The sequence below is a fragment of the Methyloceanibacter superfactus genome, from assembly GCF_001723305.1.
GTDB classification, from domain to species: Bacteria; Pseudomonadota; Alphaproteobacteria; order Rhizobiales; family Methyloligellaceae; genus Methyloceanibacter; species Methyloceanibacter superfactus.
The window spans coordinates 95,014-106,593 of sequence record NZ_LPWF01000028.1 but is presented as its reverse complement, the minus strand read 5'-3'; the positions used below and the strand labels follow the sequence as shown (position 1 = coordinate 106,593).

At 64.5% G+C, this 11,580-nt stretch carries 14 protein-coding genes, 1 other RNA gene and 2 pseudogenes; 5 read left to right on the top strand and 12 right to left on the bottom strand.

Annotated elements, in window-relative coordinates; genetic code table 11:
• Positions 1 to 11 precede the first annotated feature (11 nt).
• The 3 genes from AUC69_RS11260 to AUC69_RS11250 form a co-directional block, all read right to left on the bottom strand.
• Entirely contained in the window at positions 12 to 194 is a 183-nt protein-coding gene (locus tag AUC69_RS11260; RefSeq protein WP_069442234.1) for a hypothetical protein, read from the bottom strand.
• A gap of 93 nt (positions 195 to 287) precedes the next feature.
• Positions 288 to 1,547, bottom strand: coding sequence for a sensor histidine kinase (locus AUC69_RS11255; RefSeq protein ID WP_069442233.1), 1,260 nt, complete (start codon positions 1,545 to 1,547; stop codon positions 288 to 290).
• Complete coding sequence (locus AUC69_RS11250; protein WP_425283532.1) at positions 1,544 to 2,179, bottom strand: winged helix-turn-helix domain-containing protein; 636 nt, start codon at positions 2,177 to 2,179, stop codon at positions 1,544 to 1,546. The genes AUC69_RS11255 and AUC69_RS11250 overlap by 4 nt, the downstream gene beginning before the upstream one ends.
• Positions 2,180 to 2,468: 289 nt before the next feature.
• On the opposite strand from AUC69_RS11250, the gene AUC69_RS11245 reads away from it, so the two are divergent.
• A complete protein-coding gene (locus tag AUC69_RS11245) occupies positions 2,469 to 3,170 on the top strand; it encodes a Spy/CpxP family protein refolding chaperone (RefSeq protein ID WP_069442232.1) in 702 nt (233 codons plus the stop codon).
• Positions 3,171 to 3,269: 99 nt separating this feature from the next.
• Here AUC69_RS11245 and AUC69_RS11240 read toward each other — a convergent pair whose 3' ends face one another.
• From AUC69_RS11240 to AUC69_RS11200, 9 genes and pseudogenes are all read right to left on the bottom strand, one after another.
• Positions 3,270 to 3,830, bottom strand: a complete 561-nt coding sequence (locus AUC69_RS11240; protein WP_069442231.1) for a fused DSP-PTPase phosphatase/NAD kinase-like protein — start codon at positions 3,828 to 3,830, stop codon at positions 3,270 to 3,272.
• Between the two features lie 123 nt (positions 3,831 to 3,953).
• Positions 3,954 to 4,802 carry a glycosyltransferase family 2 protein gene (locus AUC69_RS11235; RefSeq protein WP_069442230.1) on the bottom strand — a complete coding sequence of 283 codons (849 nt, stop codon included), beginning with the start codon at positions 4,800 to 4,802 and terminating at the stop codon, positions 3,954 to 3,956.
• Positions 4,799 to 5,224 carry a diacylglycerol kinase gene (locus AUC69_RS11230; protein WP_083239357.1) on the bottom strand — a complete coding sequence of 142 codons (426 nt, stop codon included), beginning with the start codon at positions 5,222 to 5,224 and terminating at the stop codon, positions 4,799 to 4,801. Before AUC69_RS11230 ends, AUC69_RS11235 begins: the two co-directional genes overlap by 4 nt.
• A 14-nt stretch (positions 5,225 to 5,238) precedes the next feature.
• Positions 5,239 to 5,988, bottom strand: a complete 750-nt coding sequence (locus tag AUC69_RS11225) for a YebC/PmpR family DNA-binding transcriptional regulator (protein WP_069442229.1) — start codon at positions 5,986 to 5,988, stop codon at positions 5,239 to 5,241.
• A 168-nt stretch (positions 5,989 to 6,156) separates the two neighbouring features.
• Entirely contained in the window at positions 6,157 to 6,360 is a 204-nt protein-coding gene (locus AUC69_RS11220) for a hypothetical protein (RefSeq protein ID WP_069442228.1), read from the bottom strand.
• 40 nt (positions 6,361 to 6,400) lie between these two features.
• Positions 6,401 to 7,224: pseudogene (locus tag AUC69_RS11215) on the bottom strand (TIGR00282 family metallophosphoesterase).
• A 96-nt stretch (positions 7,225 to 7,320) separates the two neighbouring features.
• A non-coding RNA gene (ssrS, locus tag AUC69_RS11210) (6S RNA) lies at positions 7,321 to 7,478 on the bottom strand.
• A gap of 140 nt (positions 7,479 to 7,618) precedes the next feature.
• A pseudogene (locus AUC69_RS19765) lies at positions 7,619 to 7,903 on the bottom strand (cell division protein ZapA); the annotation flags it as partial.
• A 25-nt stretch (positions 7,904 to 7,928) separates the two neighbouring features.
• Complete coding sequence (locus AUC69_RS11200; RefSeq protein ID WP_069442226.1) at positions 7,929 to 8,219, bottom strand: DUF4164 family protein; 291 nt, start codon at positions 8,217 to 8,219, stop codon at positions 7,929 to 7,931.
• A 288-nt stretch (positions 8,220 to 8,507) separates the two neighbouring features.
• Between AUC69_RS11200 and AUC69_RS11195 the strand changes: the two genes are divergently transcribed.
• The 4 genes from AUC69_RS11195 (at position 8,508) to AUC69_RS11180 (ending at position 11,497) form a co-directional block, all read left to right on the top strand.
• Entirely contained in the window at positions 8,508 to 9,083 is a 576-nt protein-coding gene (locus AUC69_RS11195; protein WP_069442225.1) for a thiamine phosphate synthase, read from the top strand.
• Between the two features lie 112 nt (positions 9,084 to 9,195).
• On the top strand, positions 9,196 to 9,993 hold the full coding sequence (locus tag AUC69_RS11190) for a tetratricopeptide repeat protein (RefSeq protein WP_280136643.1): 798 nt from the start codon (positions 9,196 to 9,198) through the stop codon (positions 9,991 to 9,993).
• 94 nt (positions 9,994 to 10,087) lie between these two features.
• On the top strand, positions 10,088 to 10,651 hold the full coding sequence (gene efp, locus AUC69_RS11185; RefSeq protein WP_069442223.1) for an elongation factor P: 564 nt from the start codon (positions 10,088 to 10,090) through the stop codon (positions 10,649 to 10,651).
• Between the two features lie 3 nt (positions 10,652 to 10,654).
• A complete protein-coding gene (locus AUC69_RS11180) occupies positions 10,655 to 11,497 on the top strand; it encodes an inositol monophosphatase family protein (protein ID WP_069442222.1) in 843 nt (280 codons plus the stop codon).
• Positions 11,498 to 11,580 lie beyond the last annotated feature (83 nt).

The following is an 11,580-nucleotide window of genomic DNA, read 5'->3' as shown; positions in this document are numbered from 1 at the left end:
GGTCAAGCCCCTCAACTGGCATGAGGCCCGCGCATCTCTTTGATCGCGGCCTGGATCCGGCGCCAATCTTCAGCGTGATGCTTTTCACCCAGCTTTTCGCATTCGGCGACTTTCTGCGCGGCCTCGACTTCCGCCTTGTCACCATGGGTGCCGATGAAGCGCCGCGCGTAATCGTGGATTTCGTTCATATCCATAGGGAACGTCCTCCTCTTCGAACGCCTTAACCTCCATGCTGGGCCACTTTTGTGCCCTGAGCGAGATCAATTCGTCGTCGGCGAAAGCGTTCCCTAGGCAGGCTCGGTTTCCACGGCCTTGGGCAATTCCACCACCTGCACCAAGCCGCCGCCAGGACCGTTGGCAATACTAATGTTGCCGCCGGCGCGTTGCACGAGCTCCCGCGCGATGGTGAGGCCGAGCCCCGCGCCCGGAATGTCCTGCCGGCGCGCCGGATCGGCGCGGAAGAACGGCTCGAACACCTGATCGATCACGGCGGGTGGAATGCCGGGCCCGCCATCCGCGATGACGATGCGCGCCATCGGCCCGTTGGGCGCATTGACGCTGACCCGCGCGCGAACGCCGTGCGTGGCCGCGTTGATGATGAGATTGCGCAGCGCGCGATTGAGCTTGAAGCGGCTGACCCGCACCGTCACCGGCTGCACGTCCTCGATCGTCACGTCGAGATTCTGCTCTCTCAGATCCGCGCCGATATCGCTGACCAGCTCATCGAGCCGCACCAGCTCGGGCGCGGCGGCCCCCGTCTCCTCGCGCACCAGCATGATCGCGCTGTCGGCGATGCGCTCGAGCTCGTCGAGATCGTTGAGCCACTTCCCGCGCTCGTCCTCGTCGGTGACGAACTCGGCCCGGAGCCGCATGCGCGTGATCGGCGTGCGCATGTCGTGCCCGGCGGCCGCCACCAAGCGCATCCGGCTTTCCATGGCGCGCTTGAGACGGGTCGACAGCGAGTTGAGCGCCTTGGCCGTCGCCCGCACCTCGGCCGGCCCGCGCTCGGGCAATTCCGGCAGCATTCCGTCGGCACCGACGGAGGCCACGGCGTTCTCAAGGAAGACCAGCGGCCGCACCATGCGATTGGCGACGAACACGGCGATTACGGTCGCACCGAGCGCGATCAGCATGAGCCAGCGAAACAGTGCCTTCCAGGGGGGGCCTGGCGGCGGCATGCCTGAGGTCGGCATCCAGAGCCAGCCCTTATCGCCGATGGGCACGGACACGATGAGCGGGGCGTGGTGGCCCTGCCGCGAGATCGTCACCGGAAGATCGATCCCGCGCTTCTTCAGAGTCTCACGCAAGGCCTCCGTCGTGCGCTCATACAAGCGCCCGCCTGCCGGCCCGTCCGCCAGCGTCACGCCGTCGAGACCGCTGCTCGTGAGCTTGAGCACCATCTCCACCTGCCGCACGACACCCTCGATCGCGCGCTCCGAGCGCGTCGGGGGCCCGAGCAGATAGAACAGCACGACCGTCAGCAGGCCCACGACCGAGACGATCGCGATAACAAGCAACAAGGCAAATTTTACGCGGAGCGTATTCACTGTTGGTCGTCCTCGGTGTCGACTTTCACCGCAAGCTGATAGCCGCCATTGCGCACCGTCTTGAGCAATTGCGGGACATCGTCCCCGCCCAGCTTGCGGCGCAGCCGGCTGACCAGAACGTCGATCGACCGGTCGAAGCCGTCGCCGTCGCGGCCGCGCGTCAGATCGAGCAATTGATCGCGCGACAGGACGCGGCCGGGCCGGTCGAGAAATGTCTTGAGCAGATCGAACTCCGCGCCGGTCAGCTCGATATCGCCGCGGCCCGGCGCGATCACCCGTCTTGTCTGCGGGTCCGCCGTGAATCCCTCAAAGCGGTAGACCTTCACCTCGCTCGGCTCCGGCGGCAGATCGGCCCGCCGGCGCAGTACCGCCCGAACCCGGGCGATGAGCTCGCGCGGATTGAACGGCTTGCCGAGATAGTCGTCGGCACCGATCTCCAGGCCGATAATGCGGTCCACATCCTCTTTGAGCGCCGTCAGCAGAATGATGGGCACGTTCGATCGCTGCGCCCGCAAGTCCCGGCACATGTCGAGGCCGGACCCGTCAGGCAGCATCACGTCGAGCACGATGAGGTCGACGTGGTGGGTCGCCAGTTGATCGCGCAGCTCGCGGCAATTCGCGGCGAGCAGCACGCGAAATCCCTGGCTCTCCACATAGCGCGCCAAAAGCTTGCGGATCTCCGGGTCGTCGTCGAGACGAGTATGCGGGGTGTGGTCGCGGTCATCTGATCGGCTTCCTTCTAGCCTCTTGGGCTCTGGCGAGAAGAAGATTTTTGTAACCGAAACGCACGCCGCCCGGACCAGCAATGTTTCGCAACAAAACTCGCCAGGGCGGCAACGTTCGGACATGCGAAGACCAATAATCGCAACGATCCGCCCGTAGAAAAATCGTCAGACACCAACAACTGAGGATGCTGGCTCAATGAAGTACCCCCCGAAGTTTGCCGCTCTCGCCGTCGTCGCCGTGCTCGGCGTCGCCGGGTTGACCGCGGTGACCACGGCATTCGCCGACAGCGATAACCGTAGCGAATGGAGCAAGCCCGGCATGGGCAAGCACCATGGCGGCAAGAAGATGTGCAATCGACACGGCGGCAAGCATGGCATGCGCGGCCCCGACGGCCTCGCCAAGAAGCTGAGCGTCATGGAGACGGAGATCGGCATTCGCGCCAATCAGCTCGATGACTGGCGCGACTTCACCGATGCCCTGCAAGCCACCATGAAGCGGCCGATGATGGGCATGGGCCCTGGCGGCCCGGGCGGTCCGGGTCCCCGCATGATGGCGCCGGATGCCGAGCCCTTCGCGATGGCCGAACGTCTCGCCGACAACACCATCGAGCGGGCCAAGAGCGCCGAGGCGTTGAAGACCGCGATCGCCAAGCTCCGCACCACGCTGACGCCCGAGCAACTCGACAAGGTCAAGGCGATCGAAGCCCGCCTGCGCGCAAAGATGGCCCAGGCTCATGGCTGGCAACGCGGACCTCATGGCAAGGGCCACCACGGTCAGGGCCCCCGCGACGGCGGACCGAATGCCGGCAAGCCCGCTCCCGATGCGGCCCCGTCCGCAGCGCCGGAGCCCCCCGGTGGCGATGACGACGATGGCGATGACAACGACGATTCGCTCTAAGCGCTAGCCGATACTCTCCGCGGCTAGAAGCGAAAGAGGCGGGAGCCAAACGCTCCCGCCTCTTTTCATTTCGAAGGCAAGGTCTCTTGCAAGACCGGCTCAGGAGTCCGGGAAGCCGAGACGCGCCTCGAGCGCCTCGAAGGACCGATCCATCGCGTAGAATTGCATGAACTCGAACGGGAAGTGGCCGAAATAGGGAGTCAGCTGAAACTCGGCGTAGAGTTCGGAGCCGCCGGCGATGCCTGCCACATAGAAAGCCGAAACCAGGCCCGTGCGATCCGCCCCGCTGCGGCAATGGATGAGGAGGGGGCGCTCGGCATTCGACATGAGAGCGAGCAAGTCCTCCAGCTGCGCGGCCGACACATCCCGCTTGGCCGACAGCTTGTAGTTGATGAGCTTGATGCCGTGGGCCTTGGCCGCCGCCTCTTCCTCGCGATACCAGTCGGCCTCCGGATGGGCGCCTTGCAGATTCAGGATGGTCTTGATTCCGTATCGCTCGTGCCAGCTGGCAATCTGTTCCGCAGAAGGACGCGCCGACCGGTAAAGCTCCCCGGCGATGACCGTGTGGAAGTTGCCCGTGGCGACCATGTACAGGGCATAAACCCCGCTCACGGCGACAACGAACAACAACGAGCGTACGATGATCTTGCGCGGCAGCATCCGTTTCCCTCGGATCGATAATCCCCTGGCCTAACCGGCGATTACGGCAACTTTGGCACCACCCCAAGAACACTTGGCAAATGGTCTGGCATAGGTCAGCCAGCTTGGAAGCGCGCCACGGCCCTATTTGGCGCCCGCCATCGGCACCGCGTTGGCGAACAGGGCTTCGCCCCATTCGTAAAGTGGACGCTCGAAATCGGACTCGGTGTGGATGCCCTGGCCCTTCCGCGCCTCCCATTTCTTTCCGTAGGTTTCATAGGGAAAATGGCGGATGTAATAGTCGCAGGTCTCTTCCCAATGGGCGACGGACAGCGATTTGCCGTAGTGCTGGCAATAGAGGTCGGTCTTGACGACCGTCGTGCCTTGAGGCGTGCGGCCATGCCCTTCGGCAAAACCGATCTCCTGGCGGTTGCGCCACAGCATGAGAATGTCCCGCTGCTCCGGACCGTAGAAGCGGCGGAAGTGAAGCAGTTCGCGATCCGGCGTGTAAGGCGCGTGATCCTCGGGCGTCAGATAGGCGTCGAAGAGTTGCACCCGCACCGCGTCGCAATCCGCATCGCTCAAGCCCGCCACATAATCACGCAAGTGGCACGTCACCCGCTCGTCGGGGTCGAAGCATAGCATCCAGTCATGCGGCAGTTGGCGCCGCGCCATGTCGAGCAGCAGACCGCGATGACGCGCTTCGGCGGCTTTGCGCGCCACCACATCTTCCTCCCACGACCGATTGGCGACGATCAGTGCGACCTTCGGGTGCGCGCGCAGGATTGCCACCGTATCGTCGGTGCTCGCATCGTCGTAAGCGACGATAGCATCCACTTGGCTGCTCAGATGATCGAGCGTGTCGGGCAGGATCAGCGCCTCATTGCGCATGCGCGTCATAGCGACGAGACAATGCGTCTGTCCGAGCAACGCGTCGTTGCCGGTGATGATCTCCTCGGAGTCGCGGAGCTGCCAGTTTGCAGCGCTGGTCACACCCAGAACCGCGAGACGATCGCCGCGAGCCAGATCAGGCCGGCGATGGCGATGACGCAGAACACGCCGGCCGAGGCGAGATCCTTGGTGACCTTGATGGCGTCGTGCTTGCCGGGGTGCAGATGATTGCACAGGCGCTCGATGGCGGTGTTGAGGAACTCGACCGCGAGTAGCAGGATCAAGCTGCCCATCATCGCCACCCAGATCCACACATTGGTGGCGATGAGGAACGACATCGGCAAGGCGATGACGGCGATCGCCACCTCTTGCTTGATGGCCGCCTCGGTCTTCAGCCCCTCGCGGAAGCCCCCGACCGTGTTCCAGAACGCCGCACCGATGCGCGCCAGCCCGCCTTTACCCGGCAGCGCCGGCTGCGCCCGCAAATGCTTGTACTCGGTGTCCTGCGAGGGTCTTGTATCCATGGGTCGTTTCCGGCTCACGCGGCGGACAGCTTCTGGAACACATCCTCGTCCATGTCGAAATTGGCGTAGACCTGCTGCACGTCGTCGGACTCCTCCAGCGCATCGATCATGCGCAGGAGTTTCTCGCCCGCTTCCTCGTCGATCGGCACGTCGACCTTCGACCGCCACAAAATCTGAATGGCCCGCGGCTCGCCGAAGCGCTCCTCCAGCGCCTTGGCCACCTCGTGCAGCTCCTCGGGGTTGCAGTAGACCGTATGGCCCTCCTCCCCCGATTCGACGTCGTCGCCGCCGGCCTCGATGGCCGCTTCCAGCATCTCGTCGGCGGTGGCCTTGTCAGCCTCGAACTCGATCGCGCCAAGCCGGTCGAAATTGAACGATACCGCGCCGGTCTCACCCAGATTGCCGCCGAACTTGGAGAAGATCGAACGCACCTCGCTGGCGGTGCGGTTGCGGTTGTCGGTCAGTGCCTCGACGATGACGCCGACGCCGCCCAAGGCAAAGCCCTCGTAGCGCACCTCTTCGTAATTGGCGCCGCCGGCTTCCTGGCTCTTCTTGATGGCCCGCTCGATATTGTCCTTGGGCATGTTCTGGACGCGCGCGGCGGCGACCGCCGTCCTGAGGCGCGCGTCATGGGTCGGATCGGGCAGCCCCATTTTCGCCGCCGCGGTGATCTCGCGGCCGAGCTTGGAGAACAGCTTGGCGCGCCTCTTGTCCTGCGCGCCCTTGCGGAATTGGATGTTCTTGAATTTCGAATGGCCAGCCATGGCCTGATCCCTAGTCGTTTGCGGCCTTTGCGGTCAAGACCGGGGCTGGAAGTGTCCCGCGCCCAACCTTTCCGCGATTTAGCGAAGCTTTAACCCTAATCCCGCGATAACCAAAGACTTGGGGCCGCGTAACGAGGGGGAACGGGGACGATGACGCCGAAACGGAAATCAGCCGACGACCAAACGCAAGCGCCGATCCTGAGCCTCCCGCAGCTCTGCTCCGATGCCGCCGACCACGTGGCCCGTGCCCGCGTTGTGCTTTACGACGAAACGCTGGATGCCGATCAGGCCCTGCTGCATCTCGACGACGCCATCGCTTGCCTGAAGCGCCTCTTGGCCCATGGCCGAACCTTGGATGGCAACGGATCCCATTCCGGGCTGCGCACAGCCTAGGCTTTTTGGACTTTAAGTCTCAAGCGAGCCAAGAGGCCGGCTCGGTCTGCGACAGTCGTCCGCCGAGCCTGACCGGCGCTATGGCGCGCGCCAGCCCGGTCGAATCGTCGACCTCGATAACAACGCCGCAAACCGTCGCCTCGCCCTTGGACGGCGCAAAGCGCCGCGTGTGATCTTGGTGAGGAAGCGGTTGATTGGCTCCTCCTTGTCCATGCCAAGCACCGAATCGAAATCGCCGCACATGCCCGCATCGCTGATATAGGCGGTGCCGCCGTTCAGGATCTGCTCGTCCGCCGTCGGCACATGGGTATGCGTGCCGATCACGGCGGTGGCGCGCCCGTCGACGAAATGCGCCAGCGCCTGCTTCTCCGACGTGGCCTCGGCGTGAAAGTCGATCAGGATCGCATCGGCACCGGACTTCAGCCCGCAAGCGTCCAACTCGCGCTCGATCGCCGGAAACGGGTCGTCGAGATCGCCCATGAACACCCGGCCCATGGCGTTGACCACCAGCACCTCGGCGCCGTTCGCCGCCTTGAACAGGCCCGCGCCCTTGCCGGGCGTGCCGGGCGGGAAGTTGAGGGGCCGCAACAGCCGGTCGTGGCGCTCGATATAGACCAGCGTCTCACGCTGATCCCAGACGTGATTGCCCGTGGTGACCACGTCGGCGCCGGCATCGAGCAGCTCGGTGAGGATCTGCTCGGAGATGCCGAAGCCGCCGGCCGCGTTCTCGCCGTTCACCACGACGAAATCGGCCGCGTAGCGCGTCCGCAGTTTCGGCAAGGTTTCGAGCACGGCCGCGCGGCCCGACCGGCCGACCACGTCGCCTAGAAACAGAATGCGCATGGCGTGCCGCAGATCCGCTGACGATGGTTCATCATTCTGGGCTCAATACAGCAATAAAGGCGCGGGGTCGCCAGCGGACGCGATTTTTGGGGGCGTGGTAGGGCCGCGATGGCCGTCGGAGCTTAGATCCCGGTCTCCCTACGTAATGTAGGTGGGCGCCAAGTGACGGAGACCACAGTCCCCGCCAGGGTCAGCTCCCATAGGATCTTATAGGGCCCTGGGATAAATGCTCCTAACGCACCTCGCAGCCCACCAACGGCGGACTATAACGAAAGTAATTTATAGAACGACTAGCGGCGGTTGGCCGCATCCTCCGGCGCGCGCCCCGCATGATCTGGGCATTGAGCCGTTCAATCCGGTCGGCGGTGGCACTGACCCGCTCGGCCAATTCGTCCTGGAGCATCCTGGTGGCTTCCTCGGCCGCCGACCTGTCCCGGCGCGCCTCGGCGAGCGACGTCTTCAGCTCTTCGATCTGGCCACGCAACTCCCATAACTCATCGCCCATTACCAGCGACGCCATCAAGATCAGCCGATCATCGCCCACTTGGCCGAATTTCCGCCTCATCGTGTCGACATGAGAACCGAGATATTCGGCGAGCTCGATCAGGTGGGCTTCTTCGCCCTCGCTGCATTCCAGCCGATAGTTGCGTCCATTTAGAGCGACACTAACCTGTCCCATGACAACAATTCCCCGCGTGGCGGATTTAGCCCGGCATCGCCGGCATCATGTCCTTGAGCGTTCCGAGCACGGTGTCGAGCCGGCCGGAGACCTCATCATTAGCAGCCTTCAAGCGCCTCACGCGACTGCGCTCGGCCTCGAGATCGATGAGGAGCTGGTCACGCTCATCGGTCAGAAATCGGATTTCCTCTTTAAGGGCCGCGACGGAAACGTCGCCATCGCTTTCCGCAAACACATGCTGCAAACGGCTATCAAGCGCCTCAACCGCCGCATCGAGCCGCTCGGTTGCCTGTTGCAGAGCCTTCGGTTGAGTCATTGCGCTCGCCCCTCCCCGCCTAGCGCCGCCATTTCATTTTCACAGGCACTCACTCGCCGTTGGAATCAGCAGCCTGGCGACAATGTGGTGACCCCATGTTCGACCTTCAACGACCTCTCGACAACCCTCTTCTCGGGGCATGTCCCCGATGATTGACAGCGGCGCGAGGCGTGTGATTTGAGACGGGACCTTGTTAACGTCCCGTCAATACGAAGTCGCCGTGGGAACCCCCCGATCATGGCTGACGCCAAGCCTAACTGCCGCCTGTACCTACAAGTTCCAGCGCCCTTGACCGCGAAGCTCGAAACCCAGCTCGCGCAAGCCATGGCGAACACCTCGACGGCCTGCGTCTTGCTTTGCCACGACGATCAGCCGTCGGACGATCTTGAGGCCGACCGCGTCATCGATCTCGTGCAGGCGGCGGGCATCGCCTGCCTCATCGACGGCGATATCGCCATGGCCGAGCGCCTTGGCGCCGACGGCGTTCATCTCGCCGCCGACACCGACGTCTATGCCGCCGCCCGCGCCCGCCTCGGCGAAAGCGCAAATATTGGAGTGGCTTGCGGCCCGAACCGGGACGAGGCCATGCGCCTTGCCGAGCTCGGCGCCGACTATGTCGCCTTCGCAGCGGAGAGCACGGAGGCCGACGCCGTCGATCAGTGTGCGGAGCTTATGTCCTGGTGGTCGGAGATTTTCGTGGTGCCCTGCATCGCCTGGAATGTGGACGATCCCGAGCTGGCCGCCCGGTTTGCCGCCCTCGGCGCGGATTTCGTGGCGCCGTCCAAGGCCATTTGGCAGGACGACCGCGCCGCTCAGCTCGCCGACATCGACAGCGCCATCGGCCGCGTCAGGAGCGCCGCGTGAAGGGTCTGGCCGTAGTGCTGGCGTTGCTAGCCGGGGCCGGGCTGTTTGCCGCCGGCACCGATGCGCTTGCCAAGGAAAACGAGTCTACGCGGCCTATGCCGAGGGCAAATATCTGACCGCGCTGAAGCTCGCCGAGAAAGAGGCGCAGGACGGCTCGAAAGAAGCCTACACCCTCATGGGCGAGATCTATTTGGAAGGTCTCGGCGTGCCGCAGGATTACGCCAAGGCGGCAGACGCCTATGCCAAGGCGGCCGATCTCGGCGACACCAACGCACAGTTCTCGCTTGGACTTTTGGTCGCCGAAGGCCGCGGCGTGAGGAAAGACCTTCGCATCGCCGGCGATCTGTTCACCCATGCCGCGGAGGCCGGCAATGCCGCGGCGCAATACAATCTCGCCCTGCTCTACGTCAATGGCCGGGGCCGGCCCATGGACGAGGCCAAGGCGGCCGAGTGGATGCAGAAGGCGGCGGCCCAAGGCAACGCGCAGGCGCAATACGATCTCGGCGCCTTTTATCAGTTCGGCCGCGGCGTCCCCATCGACAAGGCGAAAGCGGCCGAATGGACCGGCAAGGCGGCGGATGCCGGCTTGTCCGCGGCCCAGGTCGAATACGGCGTGATGCTGTTCAAGGGCACCGGCGTGGAGCCGGACCCGAAGCGCGCCGCCCAGCTCTTCCGGCTGGCCGCCGAGCAAGGCAACCCCGTGGCGCAGAACCGGCTGGCGCGCCTTTATGCCAACGGCGTGGTCTTCGATACCGACCTCGTCCAGGCCGCCAAATGGCATCTTCTCGCCCGTGACGCCGGCGTCAGCGACTTCTCGCTGGACATCATGCTGGCCAAGCTCACCAAGGAGCAGCGCATCGAGGCCGAGCGGGCCGTGGACGCGTGGTCCGCCGGACGGCTCACCGAATAGCGGGTTCCGCATCCCGCTTCTCTTGCGGTTCGCCTTGACAGGGGCTTGGGGCCACGTCTTAAAGGCTGCGACCCATTTCACCCCAAGGAATTCCATGAAGATCAACGGCAACGAGATCAGGCCCGGCAACGTGGTCGAGCATAAGGGCAGCCTTTGGCTCGCGGTGAAGACGCAAGCCGTGAAGCCAGGCAAAGGGCCCGCTTACGCCCAGGTGGAGCTGAAAAACGTCATCGACGGCACCAAGCTCAATGAGCGCTTCCGGTCCTCGGAGACCGTTGAGCGCGTGCGGCTCGAGCAGAACGACTATCAGTTCCTCTTTGCCGAGGGCGACATGCTCACCTTCATGGACACCGAGACCTACGACCAGATCCAGATCGCGCGCGATCTGCTGGAAGACCGCTCGGCTTTCCTCCAGGACGGCATGATGGTGACGGTGGAGAGCTACGAAGGCGTCCCGCTCGGCGTGGCATTGCCCGACCAGGTCACGCTCAAAGTGGTCGAAGCCGATCCCGTGGTGAAGGGGCAGACCGCGGCCTCGTCCTACAAGCCCGCCATGCTCGAGAACGGCGTTCGCGTCATGGTGCCGCCCTTTGTCGAGTCCGGCGAGCGGATCGTGGTCGACACCAACGAGGTCACTTACGTCAAGCGCGCCGAGTAGCCGATGCCCGCATCAGCGCTGATGAACGTCATGGTCACCGCCGCCCGCAAGGCGGGACGCAGCCTCGCGCGCGACTTCGGCGAGGTGGAAGCCTTGCAGGTCTCGCTCAAGGGGCCGGCCAATTTCGTCAGCGCCGCCGACCACCGCGCCGAGGAGATCCTCTACGCCGAGCTCAGCCGCGCCCGTCCCGGCTACGGGCTGCTCATGGAAGAGCGCGGCGAGATCAAAGGCGACGACGCGACCCATCGCTGGATCGTCGATCCGCTCGACGGCACCACCAACTTTCTGCATGGCATTCCCCTCTTCGCCGTGTCCATCGGCCTGGAGCGCGACGGCGAGATGGTGGCGGGCCTCGTCTATAACCCCGCCACCGACGAAACCTTCACCGCCGAGAAGGGCAAGGGCGCTATCTCAACGACCGCCCGCCGTCTGCGCGTGGCGGCGCGCTCCGAGCTCGCCACGTCCGTGATCGGCACCGGCATTCCCCATACCGGCAGGCCGGGCCACGATCTGTTTCTCAAGGAACTGCGCGCGGTCATGGCGGCTTCGGCCGGCATCAGGCGCACGGGCTCGGCCGCTCTCGACCTCGCCTGGACCGCGGCCGGCCGCTTCGACGGCTTCTGGGAGCGCGGTCTGCGCGCCTGGGACATCGCCGCCGGCATCGTCATCCTGCGGGAGGCGGGCGCTTATGTGTGCGACGGCGACGGCAAGGAGAACATGCTGGCGCAGGGTGGCATCATCGCCGGCAACGAGACGATTCAGGCCAAGCTGTTGAAACTGTTGAAGGCTGCTGGGGCGAGCGACGCCCCGCCCACGGCCGCGGCCAAGCCGGCGCTGACCAAATAGACGCGCGGACGCAGTAGGCTGCACCGTCGCAAAACAAACAATCCAGCGTGCAAATAAGAACTTGTCCGCCCTGAGGTTGCCGT